A 16,507-nucleotide genomic window follows, 5' to 3' on the forward strand; every position below is an offset into this window, starting at 1 on the left:
CTTCTTTCCCTCCCTTTCCTTTCCATTGCAGCGACGATTCGTTCGCCGTCGCGCCCGCTTCACGCGGAAGCCGCCGTCGCCTGCCCCGTCAGGTTGCGCGCGAGCGCAAGCACCGCCCACGTGACGATTCCGAGCAAGATCGACAATCCGGCCGCCGTCGCGATGTTCGCGTTCAGCGTGAACTCGGTGTAGATCGTCATCGGCAGCACGTCGAGATCGGTCGCGAGCGTGAACGCGGTGCCGAACGCGCCCATCGCGGTCGCGAAGCAGATCGCGCCCGCGGCGACCAGGCCCGGCGCGAGCGCGGGCAGCACGATGTCGCGCAGCACGTGCCACGGCGACGCGCCGAGCGAGCGCGCGGCTTCCTCGAGCGACGGGTCGAGCTTCGACGCCGCGGCGATCACGGTGACGATCACGCGCGGAATCGAGAAGTACAGATAGCCGACGAACAGGCCCGCGACCGAATACGCGAACACCCAGCGATCGCCGATGAACCGTTGCGACAGCATGCCGATCAAGCCCTGCCGTCCGGCGAGCATGATCACCATGAAGCCGACGACGACGCCCGGAAATGCGAGCGGAAACGTGAGCAGCGCGATCAGCGTGCGCTTGCCCGCGAATTCGCGCCGCGCGAGCAGCAGGCCCGAGATCGTCGACAGCGCGAGCGTCGCGAGCGTGACGGCGGCGGACAGCGCGACCGTCGACGCGAGAGACTTCATGTAGCGCGCGTTCGACAGCAGCGCGACATAGGCGTCGACGAACGCGCCGTCCGCCGACACCCGCACGAGCGAGACCATCGGCAGCAGCCAGAACGCGACGAACACGGCGAGCGCGGGCGCGACGAGCGCGATGCGCCAACGCGACGGGAACGTGAGATCGGACATCGTGATATCGACTCGTGCGGACAGGGGGAGAGCGGCGCGGCGCGCCGCACGTTCATTGCATCACTTGCAGATACTGCTTGCCGAACGCCTGCTGGCCGGCCGCGAGCTTGCCGAAATCGACGCTCTTCGCGCGCGCGTATTCGCTCGCGGGCAGGAATTTCGCGGCGACGTCGGCCGTGAGCGCCGGCGCGCGCACCGGGCGCAGATATGCGTTCGCCCACAGCTTCTGGCCTTCGTCGGACAGCACGAAGTCGAGCACCTTCTTGCCGTTCGCGTCGTGCGGCGCGCCTTTCACGAGGCTCATCACGTACGGCACCGCGATCGTGCCTTCCTTCGGAATCACGAATTCGACGTTCGCGTGGTCCTTGTATTTCGCGCGATACGCGTCGAAGTCGTAGTCGAGCAGGATCGGGATTTCGCCCGACAGCACGCGCGCGTACGCGGTCTGCTTCGGCACGATCGGCTGGTTCGCCTTCAGCTTGCGGAACCAGTCGAGCGCGGGCTGGAAGTTCTCGAAGCCGCCGCCGAGCGCCTCGTTCACCGCGACCGCGCCCGCGTAGCCGACGAACGCGCTCGACGGATCGAGATAGCCGACCATGCCCTTGTACTCGGGCTTCAGCAGATCGGCCCACGAGCGCGGCACCGGCTTGCCGTCGAGCGCGTCCTTGTTGACGAAGAAGCCGAGCGTGCCCGAATGGATCGCGAACCAGTAGCCCTGCGGGTCCTTCAGGTTGGCGGGGATATCGTTCCAGTGCGCGGGCCGGTACGGCGCGGTCACGCCCTTGTCCTTCGCCTGGAACGCCGACGACACGCCGAGATAGACGACGTCCGCGACGGGGCTCTTTTGCTCGGCGATGAGCTGCGCGATCGCCTGGCCCGAGTTCTTGTTGTCGAACGGCACGCGGATGCCGGTCTTCTGCTTGATCGCGGCGATCTGCGAAGCCCAGTCGGCCCATTCGGGCGGGCAGTTGTAGCAGATCGCGGTGTCTTGCGCGTGCGCGACGCGCGCGCCGAGCGACAGCGCGAGCGACGCGAGCGGGATGAGCGCGGCGGCGCACGCGCGACGCACGGCGGCGAGCGGCGAGCGCGGGAAGAAAGAGCGGCGGACGGTCACGGCAGGTCTCCTTGGGCGGGCGAAACGAATGAAGTCAGGGCGGGCTCGATGCGCATCGACGGCGGGGGCGAGGCGAACGCGGCGCGAATCCGGCATGAATCCGAAGCGAGAGGGGAACGAACCCGACGCGAATCGGGCACGAACTCGGCACGAATCCAGAACAAATCTGGAACGAATCCGACGCGAATCGGGCGCGAACGCGGCGCGCGTTCGGCGCGCATTCATACGGCTCGCCGCGGCATGCGCGCATCGCGCGGCGGCGCGACGGTCGCGCCTTCGCGCACCGTGTGCGGCAGCGTGAGCCACGGCTGCGCGTGACGCTCGCCGGCGATGCGCTCGGCAAGACGCCGCCACGCGGCGCGGCCGATCTCGCGATTCGGCGTCGCGACGCTCGCGAGCGGCGGCGCGAGCAGCGCGCCGACCGCGAGGCCGTCGAAGCCGAGCACCGACATGTCGTCGGGCACGGCGAGGCGCGCATCGCGCAGGCCGCGCATCACGACCATCGCGAGCCAGTCGTTGCTGCAAAAAAGCGCGGTCGGCCGCGTCGCGCGCGCGCTCAGATGCGCGAGCATCGCGTGCGGCAGCGTCGGCGCGTTGAAGTCGATTTCGAGCGCGGGCAGCGGCTCGAGCCCGTGCTCGTCGAGCGCCTGCGCGTAGCCGCGCACGCGCAGCCGCGCGCGGTCCGACGCGTCGAGCGAGCCCGCGAGCATCAGCACGCGCCGATGGCCTCGCTCGATCAGCATCCGCACGCCGTCGTACGCGGCGCGGCGATTGTCGACCGCGACCGACGGGCGATGCGGCGTGTCGTTATGCATCAGCACGTAGAGCGGGCCGTCGCGGTCGAGCTCGTCGAGGAGCGGATGCGCGTCGGCGTCGGCGACGGTCAGCATCAGGCCTTCGACGCGCTGCGCGCGCAGCGTCTCGATCGCGTGGCGCTCGCGCGCGGCGTCGTATTCGGTCGACATCACGATCAGCTTGAAGCCGGCGCGCGTCGCGAGCTCGTCGACGCCTTGCAGGCATTCGGCGAAGACGGGGTTCGACAGCGTCGGCAGCACGACGCCGATCAGTTGCGTGCGGTCGCTGCGCAATTGCCGGCCGAGCGGGTTCGGGCGAAAGCGCAGCGTGCCGATCGCGGCGCGGATGCGTTCGAGCGTCGCGGGATTGACCGTGTGCGGCGCGTTGATCGCGCGCGACACGGTCGCGATCGACACGCCGGCGAGCGCGGCGACGTCTTTGATGGTCGGCGTCATGAAGCGTGTGGCGGATGCGTGTAAACGTTTTCGTCGTCGGGATTATCGGCGGCGTCGATGAAGAACTGATGACGCAGGGGCAGGGCCGTTCGTCGAGCGATCGATCGCCGGCGTTGACGCGTTGGCGGCGGCGGATTCGAGGCGAACCGCGGCGATGAGCGGTGCGCCGACGGGCCGCCGCGGGCCAGGCTATCGAGGGGCGAAAGCGTATTGGGGAGGGCGCAGCGGTGGTAGAATGCGGTCCGCCCTTGCCGGGGTGATGAAATTGGTAAACATAGCGGACTTAAACGATTGAGTGCCCGGCCGGAAACGGCCGGTGCAGAACCCTTCAAATTCGGCGAAACCCCTGGCGCGCGATGCGCCGAGGCAACGCCGAGCCAAGCCCGAAGCGGTCGCGAAAGCGGCGGCGGGGAAGGTGTAGAGACTAGACGGGGGGCGCCTAAGGCGCACGAGCGGCAGCAACGCTCGCGCGCGACGGCGAAGGCATAGTCCAGCGCACGAACGGCGCCGCGCGGCGCCGGCTTCGAAAGAAGCAGTGTGACGAAAATCCGCCGCCTTGATTGGCTTGCCGGTTCGAGTCCGGTCCCCGGCACCATCCCGCCTTTGGGCGGCACCGAGTTCGCCCGCCGCGCCTCGAAACCGCAGAAGCGTTTGCCGGACGTCTTCGTTCCCGCGAGCGCAAGCGGCCGCACGATGGCCGAATCGAACCCATTCTGCGCGAGACTCGCGGCCGGAGACCGGATGCGGCGGCGCAGCCCAGGTCCCGATGCCTCATTTCCCTTACGCGCCGCGCGGCTCGCGCACGCCTTTGCCCAAGCGCCAGCGCAGCGGCGTGCGCAACGTGACGCTGTCCGCGTAGCCGACCTGCTCGGCGATGCGCTCCACGGGGCACTCGCTTCACGGCGTGGCCGATGGGCTGCGGGCGCGCAACCCGGGGCTTCTCGTCGTCGCCGCGGAGCCGGCTGAATCGGCGGTGCTGTCCGGCGGGCCGAAAGGCTCGCATCGGATCGAAGGCATCGGCATCGGCTTGCCGCCGCGCGATGTCGAATCCACGTATCGAATCGCCGCTGCCGTGAAAATGCGGTGTCCCGTCGCGATGCGGGACCGGCAGCCGACGATCAATCCGACGTCCGCATGCGCGCCGTGGGCGCGCGGGATGCGGGGTCGCGCGCCGAGCGGCGGATCTTGCCGAACTCGGCTTCGGGCAGGATGCGCATGATCGACGACATTGCGTCCTGCACGCGCGTGCTCGCCAGTTCCAGCTCGAGGCACGCCTGTCCGGTTTTGTTGTCGATGACCGCCGTGTAGATGTCGAGCGCGGAGCCGAGCACCCGATGCAGCTCGCGCCGCACGGTGGTCAGATTGTCGGTGCCGACGCGTATCGACATCAGGACGCGATAGTCCGCCTGCGCGGTGCGCGGGCGAATCGGCGCGGATCGATCATGAACGGTCGCGCGCGATGCGTGGAAGGCAGGCAGGGCGATCGAATCGGAATGGAATCTGAGCGGCTTCATGCGTTGGCCCCCGCGCCGCGGTGCGGCTCGAGTCGCGGAGATCTCGTCTGGAACATGAAGGGCATTCTAGAAAGCGGCGCGAAGATTCGGTGTATAGAGTTCGTGGTGCGACGCAAAAAATGCGTAAACCGCGTGGAGCGTCACGATGTTCGATGCATCGAAGATCGAAGTTTGAAGCTCGATGCTCAATGCGCGAGACACGAGACACGAGACACGAGACACGCGAGATGCGAGATGCGAGATGCGATGCGGACGGGCGGCGCGTCGTGCGTGCGGCCGCAGCTCGATGTCGATGATCCGCTCGGCGATCGCGCAAATCGACACCGCCGCCTCGGCGGCGGCGTCGCTCGTGGACGCCACGCCGGCGCGAGCACACGCACGGCGAGACGAGCCTTGGCCACGCGTCGTTCGGCGCGCCAGATCCTGCGGACGCTGCGAGCCGACGATGCGTTGCGTCGGTGAGCGATGCCGTGGCCGGAAGCCGGAGGCGGCGCTGAAGCCCGATGGGCGGGGCGACGGACGCATCGCCCGTCGTGTGAAGCGGCGACCGTTCGCGGAGGCGGGCCCCGATCGCCGCCGCCGCCGAATCGAGACGAACGGCGGCGCACTTGCTGCGGCAAACGATTCCGCCGGGGCGTCCGTCAAACGAACTCGAACGTGCGTTCCCGGCGTGGCCGGGCGCGCCCGCGCGATTCGCCCGCTCGCAGGTCGCCGATAGCATCGTCGACGACGCGCACCGCGCGCCCGCTCCGCGGCTCGAGCCGCAACGAGCCGAGGCGCGTGACGCGTCCGGGTTCGGGCAGCCAGAACGCGTCGTCGGACACCTTCGCCTCGAGCGGCGCGGGCGTCGCCTTTGCATCGTGCAACGAGCCGCTCGCATAGCCTTTTTCGCGCCATTTGCGCAGCACGCGGTCGATTTGCGCGGCGAGCGCCTGTACTCGATTCGTGTGCAAATCGCGCTCGTCGACGCTCAATGCGATAGCGATCACGATGGCGTCGATGTCGTGCGACACGAAAATGCTTTGGCCGCACATGCCGCCCGCCGCGTCCGCGATCGCGTGCACGTCGTCCTGCAATTCGACATGCGCTTCGCGCCAGGCGTCGATGCCGACCTTCGGCGCGCCGCCGTTGCCGTTCGATTTCGCGCCGCACGGCCGGGAGCGATGAAACGAAAGCGTGACGATCGAGGGCGGGCGCACCTCGTCGTACAGCAGGAAGTAGTAGGCGGCGGACAGGGCGGCGATCGGCACCGCGAAGAGCGCGACCGCCCCGATCGCGCCTTCGGACGCATAGGCCGCGATCGCGACAGCGAGCGCCGGAACCGCGAAGGCGAGGAATTTGCCGACGAGCAGGCCGAGCGCGAAGGGCAGTGCGTAGACGACGGGGCGGTCGCGGCGGTTGAGCCAAACGCCGCGCGCCGGCCGTTTCAGGATGCGATGGAGCACGAGCGCCACGAGCGTCGCGATGAGCGCCGCGCCGGTATAGGCGAAGGGCCTCGAATTGGCGAGCGACATCAGTTCGGACATCACGTCGAGCGCGACGCCATGCCCGACTTGCTCCGGCAGCAGCGCTCGGTAATGCCGCACGAACGCGCCTGTCAGATGATAGGCCGCGTAAGCGGATGCACCCGTGGGGACGAGCCAGTCGACGAACCAGCGCTTGGCCCAGCCGAATCGGCCCGTCTCCAGTTTCGGCAGCGGCATTCGCAGATGACGGCGGATGAAAACGCAGAGTCCGGTGCGCTGCGTCGGTCGGTCGGAATGGTTCATCGTTGGAATCGGTTGTTGTCGTGATGGCCGGCGAATGCGGCGAAGCGCCCGCGCGTCGTCGGTCAGGCGGCCCGACAAGGTTATCGGCACCGTGCGCAGGAACTGAATGGCGCGTCGCGCCGCGCGGACCGGCGAACCTATTCGGACTTGCTTCGTCGGCTCGATGCCGCCGTCAACCGAATGCGGCCGCCCGTTCGTCTTGGTCATGCCCGCGAAGCCGCCGATCGCGAATCCGGCGGCGGGCCGAACGCCGGCCGGCGCGGGGCCGCGTCGTGTCGCGTGATGGGGGATCGCCGCGTCGGATCGCTTGTCGCGTGCGTGGCGGCGAGCGTTTTTCGGCTGGGGGCGGATGTCCGATCGTCCTCTTCGGCATGAGCCCTTTCGACCGGATCGCGTTGCGGCGACGATCCGCAGGCGATTCGTGGTCTCGAAGAGTCCGTCGCTTGCCATCCATCGCCCGCTGGCCGTCGCTCATCGCCGACCATCCACCGCCGACCGCCGACCGCCGACCGCCGACCGCCCACCGCCGACCGCCCACCGCCCACCGCCCACCGCCCACCGCCCACCGCCCACCGCCCACCGCCGACCGCCCACCATCCACCATCCACCATCCACCATCCACCATCCACCATCCACCGCCCGCCATCCACCGCCGCGCCGAAGCGATCGCGTTGCGCGGCTCGGCCTTTTCGTCCCGCCGCCTACGAAGCGACGACGCGATTGCGGCCTTCGTTTTTCGCGCGATAGAGCAGCTTGTCGGCGGCGCTGAGGATCTCGTCGACGGTGTCGCCGTCGCGCCCGTATTGCGACACGCCGATGCTCACGGTCACGGGCGTGTGCTTGCCGTCGATGCCGAACGGCGTGTTTGCGATCGTCGTGCGCACGCGCTCTGCGATGCCGCTCGCCGTGTCGGCGAGCATCCGCGGCAGCAGCACCATGAACTCCTCGCCGCCGACGCGCGCGATGTGATCGTAAGGGCGGATCGCGGCGAGGCATTGGCGGACAAAATTGCGCAGCACGACGTCGCCGACCTGATGGCCGTAGTTGTCGTTGATCTTCTTGAAGTTGTCGAGATCGAGCGCGAGCAGCGAAAACGCGGTGCCGTCGCGCTTCGCGCGCGCGATTTCCACGTGCATCTGCTCGATGAACTTGCGCCGGTTCGACGCGCCTGTGAGCGGATCGGTGGTCGCGAGATGCTCGAGTTTCTGATTGGTCCGCTTGAGCTCCTGCAGCGCGCCCTCGGTGCGCGCCATCGATTCGGCGAGCCGCGCCATCAGGTCCTGCTGGCTGTAGACGGTCGCGAACGAGCGGGTCGTCGTGAGCGCCTGGACGACGCCGAAGCTCAGCGTGAAGAAGCCGGTCGCGAAGATGACGTGCGCGAGCCACCACATGTGGTTCCACGGCTTGCCGAGAATGAACGCGATCGACGACAGCGCGAACGACGTCACCGAGACGCCGTAGATGAGCATCAGCGGCGTGCGGATGCGCCGCACGAGCAGGAGCGCCACATTGACGAGCGACACGATCATCGCGCCGCCTTCCATCGACACGCGCGTCCACAGATTGCCCGCGATCGGCGAATAGGCGATCGTCGCGACGACGACGCAGACGGCGACGTAGCCGGCAACCCACGGCAGCCACACCGATAGCTGGGTGCGCTGCTCGGGCGCCTCGGTATCCTTGAAGTACGACAACTGCCCGACGAACAGCAGGATCGACATCACGAGGCGCGACGCGGGCCCGTACAGCAGGAACAGCCAGATGTTCCGATGCGCCATGCCGGTGAACGCGCCGTGCAGCGAGTAGATCACCGCGAAGCCGAGGAAGCCGAGCGTGAGCCAGCGCAGCAGCGGCTCGCCCGACGACAGATAGCAGCGCCACGTCACATAGGTGACGAACAGGCCCTCGAGCGTCGCGGCGGCGATCGCCAGTTCGTGAAACTGATGGTTTTCGAAGATGAGATGCGGATCGATGAAGCGCCACACATAGACGATCAGCACCCCGGGGACGAGCGCGAAGCCGATCAGCAGGCACGCGGCGTAGATCCGGGCGATCGTGCCGATTACGCGCGACGATTCATGGGCGGTGAAGACGGTGCTCACGGTGGCCTCCGCAATGCTGTTCTGTATCCCGAAGTGGGCAATCAGCACGGAGCGTCGCCCGGCGAATCGCCGTCGCGTCGGGTCTCGCGCTGCCTCGTTTCGTCATGCGTCGTTCGTTTGTCTGACGAGAGTATAGGCGGCGGCTTTCGTTTGACAATACGGCCGGACCGGTTTCATGCACTCGCACGGGTAGCCGAAGCGGCGGATTGTTCAGTTTTGTGGCGCAGACGCGAGCCGCGAAATTGGTGATGAAACATTCGCATGCGGCGGGCCGCGAAGTTCACGGGGATGCCCGCCGCGCGAAATCGGTGCGGACGTCGCATGGTTGCGCGTCGCGCCGCATTGCCCGAATGGGGCGTTCCGTTGCCGGCAACGGGCGTGTGCGTCCGGCGCGGCGCGCATCGAAGCGGGCTCGACATTGCGCATCCGGGGCGCGTCGCGGGCATTGGTCGCGATGGTCGCGTCACATCGCATTGCATCGCATCGCATCGACGAAGCGTTCGACGAAGTGCGTTTGGCGTTCGGCGTTCGGCGTCCGGCGTGACGCGCATCGGCATTCCGTCTGCCTAGGGTTTTCATATGTCGCGAGCGGACCGCCGCATCGAATCAACGTGAATATAGTTAAGTGTTGGACCGGCTCGAATCCGGTGTGTTCGTCGCGGTGGAGGTCATCATGAGCTACAGCCTGGAGGGACGCATACTGGAGGTATGCGATTGCAAGGTGCTTTGCCCGTGCTGGATCGGAGAGGACCCCGACAACGGCACGTGTCGGGCGACGGTCGCCTACCACTACGACGAGGGCAAGGTCGACGACGTGGACGTGTCCGGGCTGACGGTCGCGTTCGCCGCGTTCGTTCCGGGCAACATTCTGCAGGGCAATTGGCGGGTGATCATCTTCATCGACGCGCGCGCGACCGACGCGCAATTCGATGCGCTCGCGAGCGTCTATCGCGGCGAACGCGGCGGGCCGCTCGCCGATTTCTCGAAGCTCTTCGGCGACGTCGTCGCGATCGAGCGGGCGGCGATCGATTTCGACGTGCGCGACGGCAGGGGCACGCTGAAGGTGGGCGACACCACGTACGCGGAGCTCGAGCCCTACCTCGGGCCCACCGGCGAGCCGACGAAGCTCGTCGAAAGCATTTTTTCGACGATTCCCGGATCGCCCGCGTTCGTCGGCAAGGCGGGCACGTTCCGCATGCACGCGCAGAAGCTCGGCATCGAACTCGATCTGAGCGGGCAGAACGCAATTCAGGGCTTCTTCACGTTCCATTCGTGACACGCGGGCGCACGAGCGCCGGCCTGCGCTATCCGGGCGCGCATTGCGATGAGCGCGATCTCGTCGCGTCGCGTGTTCGTGCCGCTCGCGATCGCGTCGATCGCCGCGGCGTGGATCACGTTGTGGGTGTGGGATGACAGCCCGTACGCGCGTTTTCTTCATCACGTCGACTGGTCCGAGACGAATCTCGCCGGGTTGTGCCGGCTGATTCCGGCGGGGAACGTGGTCGTGCCCGCGCTGCTGCATGTCGCCGCATGGCTGCTGATGATCGTCGCGATGATGTTGCCGACCGCGCTGCCGCTGCTGCGCACGTTCGAGCGTCTGACGGCCGCGCGGCCGGACCGCAACCGCCTGATGCTGCTCGTGGTGCTCGGCTACCTCGCCGCGTGGAGCGCGTTCGGGCTGGCCGTCCATGCAGGCGACGCCGGCCTGCACGCGCTCGCGCGACGCACGCCGTGGCTCGCATGGCATGGATGGCTCGTCGGCGCGACCGTGCTCGCGCTCGCGGGCGCGTATCAGCTCAGTCCGCTCAAGTATCGCTGTCTCGACAAGTGCCGCTCGCCGCTGATGTTCGTGAGCGAGCAGTGGCGGGGCGGCAATCCGCGGCGCGAGAGCTTCGTGCTCGGCGTGCGGCACGGCGTTTTCTGCGTCGGGTGCTGCTGGATGCTGATGTGTCTGATGTTTGCGGTGGGCGCGGGCAGCATCGGCTGGATGCTGGCGATCGGCACGGCGATGTCGATCGAGAAGAACCTGCCGCACGGCCGGCGTTTGAGCGCGCCGCTCGGCGTTGCGTTGCTCGGGTGGGCGGCGTGGATCGGGGCGGCGGGGTGGCTGCCGCTTTGAGCGGCGGGGGCGGCCGCCGCTCGAAACGCCGCGGCCGTCGATTCCGGAGGAACGCTGCGTGAGATGCGCCGCGATTCTCCGCGAGTGCGGAATGGAGGCGCGGGAAAATGGCAGGCGCGCGGCCGGCCCTCGACGCGCGGAGGGCGAGCGCGGCGCCGCTCGCTGCGGCGACGTTCCGGATACCGAATGAACCGTGCGCCGCGCGCGCCGACGCCGATTTCGCTACTCCGGCTTATCCTCCGCCCGCGCGAGCATCATGTCGCCGATCGCATCGTTGCCGCGCGCCTTCAGCGCTTCGCCCGCGCCGCGGATGTCGCGGACCTCCTTGTTCTGCCCGAGCTTCCATTTGCCGACGAGCCGCGTGATGTCGATCTGCAAGCCGACGATCGAGCGCAGCATCGTGTCGATGTAGTCCTTCGGCGCGTCGCCCATCTTCCACGGCTCGGGCTGCGCCGCCTCGTGCGTGCGCGTGAGGCGCGCGACCACGCCGCGTACGAACGGTTCGTCGTCGCGAATGGCGATCCGTCCGTGCGCGTGGACGACGACGTAGTTCCACGTCGGAACCTGCCGGTGGAATGCGTGTTTGCTCGGATACCAGCTCGGCGAGATGTACGCGTCGCCCGCCCGGAACACGACGAGAACCTCGTCGCCGCTCGACACGTCCCGCCACAGCGGATTCGCGCGCGCGACGTGCGCGCGCAGCGTGCCGAGCGTTCCTTCGCCGGGCGCGAGCTCGAACGGAAGATGGTTCGCGTCGAGTCCGCCCGTTCCGTGCGTGATCAACGTGCCGAACGGGTGCTGGGCGATCAGCGCGTGCATGACTTCCGTGCGGCGCTCTTCGAAGTGGTCGGGGACGTACATGGCGGCTCCAGGGTCCGGCTGCGTTTGCGCAGCGCGTCGAAGTTGGGGGGACGCGGCGATTGTCGCGCCAAACGGATTGATTCTGTAGAGCCAGTTCGAAGAATTTCGGGTGGGCCGGAATGGCGGCGAGAATCTCGAGGGTCGCGAGGATCATCGAGGCTCCGTCGATCGGCGCGCTCGACCGGCTCGCCGGCAAGCCGAGCCGGCAAGCCGAGCCGGCAATTGGCGCGGGCGCTGCGGGATGCGATCCGCAGGGGCGGAATGAAGCCGGGCGATGCGTAGCGGCAGCCGTAGCCGCAGCCGCTACTGCTACTGCTACTGCTACTGCTACTGCTACTGCTACTGCTACTGCTACTGCTACTGCTACTGCTACTGCCGCTACCGCTACCGCTACCGCTACCGCTACCGCTGCCGCTGCCGCTGCCGCTGCCGTTGCCGTTGCCGTTGCCGCTGCCGCAGCCGCAGCCGCTCGCGTCCTCGCTGCGGTTTGCGTGCGGGGCGTCGTCGACGCATACGGGCAACAGGTCGCGCAGGGGGAGGCTGGAGCCGCCCGGCCGCGCGTCGGCACCCGGCTGCGTGCGCTGCGCCCGTCGTCATGGGGCATCGAGCCGCGTGCGAACGACGCGCATCCGCCCGCGCCCCGTTCGCGCGACGGCCCGCGCGGCGGCCGCATCGCCGCCGCTCGACCGGTCGGGCGGTTGCTCAGCCGTCGCTCGCCACCCACGCGCCGTGAAAGCCGGCCGGAATGCGCCGCGGCAGATGCACGGTCGCGACCGGTTCGCCGTCGACGGCCCGGCCGTCGAGGATCACGACGTCGCTCGTATCCGTTGCATGGCGGTACACGCAGACGAGCACCCAGCCGTCGTCCTCGTCGGTCGCGCCCGGACGCGGGACGAACACGGGCTCGCTGTTCTGGTCGCCCGGCGGCACGCGGTAGCGCTGGATCGAGCCGCCGTCGACGTCGTAGCGCGCGACGCCGCGCAGCGCTACGTGGCTCGGCTGCTCCGCCGCATACAGGTACCGATGGCGGCGGCCGGTGCGGCTTTCGTTGATCCGCGGCAGCTCGATGCCGGCGTCGTCGAGCGGCTGCTCGGCGACGATCCCGGTGTCGAGGTCGATCACGTAGCGCCACAGCACGCCGCGCGGATTGTCGTCGAATGCGCGCCCGCCGCGCGCGACGCGCAGGAACCACGGATAGCGGACGACGTCGAGCACGATCGCCGAGCGGTCGAGGTCGTACGCGTTGACGACGTGCTGGATGAAGCACGGCGTCACGTCGAACCAGCGCACGTCGCCGCCGTGGCGCGGCACGACGCCGATGCGCGCGCCGCGCTCGTCGTGCCAGCGCAGCGGCATCCGGTGGCCGCGCGACAGCATCGAGAAGTCGTACGCGACGTTCAGATCGAAGACGATGCTGTGCGTCGCGGTGATCGCGATGTCGTGCATCATCGACGGCGCGGGCAATTCGATTTCGACGTCGACGGTTTGCTCGCCCGCCGCGTTTGCGACGCCGTAGCGCAGCCACGGCCTGTTCCAGTCGGCGCGAAACGCGATCAGCTCGCCCGTGCGCGGATCGATCTTCGGGTGCGCGTTCATGCCGTGCGCGAGCGCGGAATGACGGCGCGACGCGCCGATGCTCTCCAGCCCGGCCGTGATCGCGAGCGGCGCGCCGCCTTCGGCGAGCGCGAGGATCTCGCCCGCGTGAACGAGCACGTTGACGTTCGGATTCGTGTCGACGAGCGACGGCGCACGCTCCGGCGCGACCGCGTGTGCCCAGCGCCGCGTGCGCGCCCAGCGGTTCCGGTAGCGCGTCGCGCGGCCGTCGCGGAACGCCACCGCGTGCAGCATCGCGTCTTCCGGCCACCACGACAGCACGCCGCTGCCTTCGAAGCGGCCGCGCAGCGGGTTGGGGCCGTTGCGCACGAGCGCGCCGTTCAGCGCGCGCGGAATCGCGCCCGTCACGCGAAGGTCGAAGGCGTCGATCTCGTCGGCGACGGGCGCCAGTGCGCCCGCATTCAAGTCCAGGGTCTGCATGTGGGCCGGAAGCGGAATCAGCATGCGGCGGGCGGTGGCGGCGCGTCGTCGTTCGACGACGCGAGCGCGATCGCGTGATCGCGCACGTCGGCGGGCCACGCGGCGATCAGCTCGCGCAGGCGCGCGCCGTCGTTCGCGAAGAGCGCGCGCGTCGCCTCCTCGAAACCGGGCATGTCGCCCGCGATCGCCGACATGAAGTGATACGCGCGCTCGTGCGCGCGGCGGCTGCGGTCCTTGTGCGCGTGCGTGCGCCGGGCGTCGTCGACGAGGCGGCGCAGCGCGACGGATGCGCCGCCCGGCTGCGTCGCGAGCCATTCCCAATGGCGCGGCAGCAGCGTGACTTCGCGCGCGACGACGCCGAGCTTCGGACGGCCGCGGCCGCGCGGCTCGTTCGCGAGGCCGCCGGGATCGGCCGCGTCGTCGGCCATGCCGTCGGCGTGGGCGCCTGAGGCGGCGTCGCGGGCCGTGCCGGCGCGTGTCGCGTCGGCCGGGGCGGCCGATGCCTCGGCCTGCGCGTAGCGCGCCGCGACTTCGTCGTCCGAGCCGCGCGTGTCGATGTCGATCGAGCGTCCGGCCGCGTTGTCGAAGATCAGGATCGCGCCGGCCACCGCGTCGTTCTCGACGGCCCGCTTGATCGCGAGCGCGACCGTCGACAACGGGCCCGCCGCGAGACGCCGGTAGCCGTCGAAGGCGATATGGGAAGAAAGGGGGGAAGTCGTCATCGCATGGGTCTCATTTGTCCGAGCAATGCGATATTTATACCCGGATATAAATTGATCGTCAATAATATCCGGGTAATATTTGTGGCCGAGCCGAGCCGAGCCGAGCCGAGCCGAGCCGGCCGAGCGACGTCGAGCGCGTCGCTTGCCGCTTGCCGTTCGCCGCACCGATCGAAGGCGCGCGCGCTTTCGCCTACAGGATCTTCGCCTTCAGCAGCGCCTCCAGCCAGTCCGCGAACACCTGGACGCGCCGCGACAGATGTTGCCGATGCGGGTAGAGCAGCGTCATCGGCATCGGCGCCGCGCGATGATCGGGCAGCACTTCGACGAGCTCGCCCGCGCGCAGATGCGCGTCGACGTCGTACGCGGGGATCTGGATGAGGCCGAGGCCCGACAGGCAGCACGCGATGTAGGCCTCCGCGCTGTTGACGGTCACGCGTCCCCGCAGCGCGAGCCGCCTGACGGTGTCGCCGTCGACCCATTCCCACGGCGCGATGCGCCCGTTCGCGGGCGACGCGTAATTGATCGGCTGATGGCGTTCGAGATCGGCGGGCGTGCGCGGCTCGCCGTGGCGCGCTAGATACGCGGGGCTCGCGACGTTGATGAGCGGCAAGTCGCCGATCGCGCGCGCGACGAGCCCCGAGTCGCTCAGCGCGCCGACGCGCAGCGCGCAGTCGACGCGCTCCTCGATCAGGTTCACCGCGCGATCGGTGACGCCGAGATCGACGCTGATCTGCGGATACCGGTCGAGAAACTCGGGCAGCGCGGGCGCGACGATCAGGCGCCCGATCCGGCCCGGCATGTCGACGCGCAGCGTGCCGCTCGGCCCGACGATCGAATGGCGGAACAGATTCTCGGTCTCCTCGACGTCGGCGATGAGGCGAAGGCAGCGCTCGTAGAGCGCGGCGCCGTCCTGCGTCGGCGTCACCTTGCGGGTCGTCCGGTTCAGCAGCCGCGCGCCGACGCGGCCTTCGAGCTCCTGGATCGCCGCCGATACCGACGAGCGCGGCATGCCGAGCGTATCGGCCGCGCGCGTGAAGTTCGCGCATTCGACGACGCGTGCGAACACGCGAAAAAGATCAATGCGGTCCATCGGCGTGGGCGCGGCGAAGCGCGGCGGGCGGCCCGTGCTCCTTGTCGGAGGCGGCGGCCGGTGTGGACACGGGCGTGGATTCGGGCGGGGTCATCGTCGCGGGATCAATGTGCGCGAGCCGACTATTCGTCGGAATTTCTGACAGGTGATGTCAGAAGTGTCGGCTTTATGTGGATTTTCTGGACTATATCATCCGAAGGCATGCGAGGCCGTATCGGACGGCCTCGCGCGAAGAAACGGAGAGCCACCATGGCAGACCACGGCATCAAGGGCAAAACCGCCATCATCGCGGGCGGCGCGAAGAATCTCGGCGGGCTGATCGCGCGCGATCTCGCCGCGCAAGGCGCGAAGGCGGTCGCGATCCACTACAACAGCGCGCGCACGAAAGCCGACGCGGAAGCGACCGTCGCCGCGGTGAAGGCGGCGGGCGCGCAGGCGGTCGCGCTGCAGGCCGACCTGACGACGGCGGGCGCCGTCGAGAAGCTGTTCGCCGATGCGGTGGCCGCGCTCGGCCGTCCGGACATCGCGATCAACACGGTCGGCAAGGTGCTGAAGAAGCCGCTCGTCGAGATCACCGAGGCCGAATACGACGAGATGGCGGCCGTCAATGCGAAGTCGGCGTTCTTCTTCCTGAAGGAAGCGGGCAGGCACGTGAACGACAACGGCAAGATCGTGACGCTCGTGACGTCGCTGCTCGGCGCGTTCACGCCGTTCTACGCGGCCTATGCGGGGATGAAGGCGCCCGTCGAGCACTTCACGCGCGCGGCGGCGAAGGAATTCGGCGCGCGCGGCATCTCGGTGACGGCGGTCGGCCCCGGCCCGATGGACACGCCGTTCTTCTATCCGGCCGAAGGCGCGGATGCGGTTGCGTATCACAAGACGGCCGCGGCGCTGTCGCCGTTCTCGAGGACGGGCCTGACCGACATCGAGGACGTCGTGCCGTTCATTCGCCATCTCGTCAGCGACGGGTGGTGGATCACGGGGCAGACGATTCTGATCAACGGCGGGTATGCGGTGAAGTAAGCGGCGAAGTAAGCTGCGAAGGGAG

At 68.6% G+C, this 16,507-nt stretch carries 14 protein-coding genes; 3 read left to right on the forward strand and 11 right to left on the reverse strand.

What is annotated here, in order from left to right:
* Positions 1-59: 59 nt before the first annotated feature.
* The 7 genes from X946_RS05650 to X946_RS05680 all read right to left on the reverse strand — a co-directional run bounded on the left by X946_RS05650 (position 60) and on the right by X946_RS05680 (position 8,633).
* Positions 60-884 (reverse strand): ABC transporter permease, encoded by an 825-nt coding sequence (locus tag X946_RS05650; RefSeq protein ID WP_038744803.1) that lies wholly within the window; start codon positions 882-884, stop codon positions 60-62.
* A 52-nt stretch (positions 885-936) separates the two neighbouring features.
* The gene (locus X946_RS05655; RefSeq protein ID WP_038744804.1) at positions 937-1,998 is read right to left on the reverse strand and encodes an ABC transporter substrate-binding protein; all 1,062 of its coding nucleotides are present in this window, start codon (positions 1,996-1,998) and stop codon (positions 937-939) included.
* Between the two features lie 221 nt (positions 1,999-2,219).
* On the reverse strand, positions 2,220-3,248 hold the full coding sequence (locus tag X946_RS05660; protein ID WP_038744805.1) for a LacI family DNA-binding transcriptional regulator: 1,029 nt from the start codon (positions 3,246-3,248) through the stop codon (positions 2,220-2,222).
* A gap of 1,118 nt (positions 3,249-4,366) precedes the next feature.
* Positions 4,367-4,762 carry a hypothetical protein gene (locus X946_RS05665; RefSeq protein ID WP_235363993.1) on the reverse strand — a complete coding sequence of 132 codons (396 nt, stop codon included), beginning with the start codon at positions 4,760-4,762 and terminating at the stop codon, positions 4,367-4,369.
* A 66-nt stretch (positions 4,763-4,828) separates the two neighbouring features.
* Complete coding sequence (locus X946_RS34955; RefSeq protein ID WP_161788640.1) at positions 4,829-5,407, reverse strand: hypothetical protein; 579 nt, start codon at positions 5,405-5,407, stop codon at positions 4,829-4,831.
* Complete coding sequence (locus tag X946_RS34960; RefSeq protein ID WP_038744807.1) at positions 5,404-6,531, reverse strand: hypothetical protein; 1,128 nt, start codon at positions 6,529-6,531, stop codon at positions 5,404-5,406. Before X946_RS34960 ends, X946_RS34955 begins: the two co-directional genes overlap by 4 nt.
* 701 nt (positions 6,532-7,232) lie before the next feature.
* A complete protein-coding gene (locus X946_RS05680) occupies positions 7,233-8,633 on the reverse strand; it encodes a GGDEF domain-containing protein (RefSeq protein WP_038744840.1) in 1,401 nt (466 codons plus the stop codon).
* 673 nt (positions 8,634-9,306) lie between these two features.
* Here X946_RS05680 and X946_RS05685 point away from each other — a divergent pair.
* Both X946_RS05685 and X946_RS05690 read left to right on the forward strand, forming a co-directional pair.
* On the forward strand, positions 9,307-9,909 hold the full coding sequence (locus X946_RS05685) for a DUF1326 domain-containing protein (RefSeq protein WP_038744841.1): 603 nt from the start codon (positions 9,307-9,309) through the stop codon (positions 9,907-9,909).
* Between the two features lie 48 nt (positions 9,910-9,957).
* On the forward strand, positions 9,958-10,752 hold the full coding sequence (locus tag X946_RS05690; protein WP_038744808.1) for a DUF2182 domain-containing protein: 795 nt from the start codon (positions 9,958-9,960) through the stop codon (positions 10,750-10,752).
* A gap of 222 nt (positions 10,753-10,974) precedes the next feature.
* Here X946_RS05690 and X946_RS05695 read toward each other — a convergent pair whose 3' ends face one another.
* The 4 genes from X946_RS05695 to X946_RS05715 form a co-directional block, all read right to left on the reverse strand.
* Positions 10,975-11,613, reverse strand: coding sequence for an FMN-binding negative transcriptional regulator (locus X946_RS05695; RefSeq protein ID WP_038744809.1), 639 nt, complete (start codon positions 11,611-11,613; stop codon positions 10,975-10,977).
* A 702-nt stretch (positions 11,614-12,315) separates the two neighbouring features.
* Positions 12,316-13,647: a carotenoid oxygenase family protein gene (locus X946_RS05705; protein WP_038744843.1), complete on the reverse strand. Its 1,332-nt coding sequence runs from the start codon at positions 13,645-13,647 to the stop codon at positions 12,316-12,318.
* Between the two features lie 17 nt (positions 13,648-13,664).
* Positions 13,665-14,369 carry a DUF2239 family protein gene (locus tag X946_RS05710; RefSeq protein ID WP_038744810.1) on the reverse strand — a complete coding sequence of 235 codons (705 nt, stop codon included), beginning with the start codon at positions 14,367-14,369 and terminating at the stop codon, positions 13,665-13,667.
* 190 nt (positions 14,370-14,559) lie between these two features.
* Positions 14,560-15,459 carry a LysR family transcriptional regulator gene (locus tag X946_RS05715; RefSeq protein ID WP_038744811.1) on the reverse strand — a complete coding sequence of 300 codons (900 nt, stop codon included), beginning with the start codon at positions 15,457-15,459 and terminating at the stop codon, positions 14,560-14,562.
* Between the two features lie 249 nt (positions 15,460-15,708).
* Here X946_RS05715 and X946_RS05720 point away from each other — a divergent pair, with 249 nt between their 5' ends.
* Positions 15,709-16,482 (forward strand): SDR family oxidoreductase, encoded by a 774-nt coding sequence (locus X946_RS05720; RefSeq protein ID WP_038744812.1) that lies wholly within the window; start codon positions 15,709-15,711, stop codon positions 16,480-16,482.
* Positions 16,483-16,507 lie beyond the last annotated feature (25 nt).

It is taken from the genome of Burkholderia sp. ABCPW 111 (genome assembly GCF_000773065.1).
Lineage (GTDB): Bacteria > Pseudomonadota > Gammaproteobacteria > Burkholderiales > Burkholderiaceae > Burkholderia > Burkholderia savannae.

Excerpts from the sequence above, each read along its gene's own strand:
- X946_RS05650 (WP_038744803.1), bottom strand. The coding sequence starts at position 884 with ATGTCCGATCTCACGTTCCCGTCGCGTTGGCGCATCGCGCTCGTCGCG.
- X946_RS05690 (WP_038744808.1), top strand. The coding sequence starts at position 9,958 with ATGAGCGCGATCTCGTCGCGTCGCGTGTTCGTGCCGCTCGCGATCGCG.
- X946_RS05705 (WP_038744843.1), bottom strand. The coding sequence starts at position 13,647 with ATGCAGACCCTGGACTTGAATGCGGGCGCACTGGCGCCCGTCGCCGAC.
- X946_RS05715 (WP_038744811.1), bottom strand. The coding sequence starts at position 15,459 with ATGGACCGCATTGATCTTTTTCGCGTGTTCGCACGCGTCGTCGAATGC.
- X946_RS05685 (WP_038744841.1), top strand. The coding sequence starts at position 9,307 with ATGAGCTACAGCCTGGAGGGACGCATACTGGAGGTATGCGATTGCAAG.
- X946_RS05665 (WP_235363993.1), bottom strand. The coding sequence starts at position 4,762 with ATGAAGCCGCTCAGATTCCATTCCGATTCGATCGCCCTGCCTGCCTTC.
- X946_RS05660 (WP_038744805.1), bottom strand. The coding sequence starts at position 3,248 with ATGACGCCGACCATCAAAGACGTCGCCGCGCTCGCCGGCGTGTCGATC.
- X946_RS34960 (WP_038744807.1), bottom strand. The coding sequence starts at position 6,531 with ATGAACCATTCCGACCGACCGACGCAGCGCACCGGACTCTGCGTTTTC.
- X946_RS05710 (WP_038744810.1), bottom strand. The coding sequence starts at position 14,369 with ATGACGACTTCCCCCCTTTCTTCCCATATCGCCTTCGACGGCTACCGG.
- X946_RS05695 (WP_038744809.1), bottom strand. The coding sequence starts at position 11,613 with ATGTACGTCCCCGACCACTTCGAAGAGCGCCGCACGGAAGTCATGCAC.
- X946_RS05720 (WP_038744812.1), top strand. The coding sequence starts at position 15,709 with ATGGCAGACCACGGCATCAAGGGCAAAACCGCCATCATCGCGGGCGGC.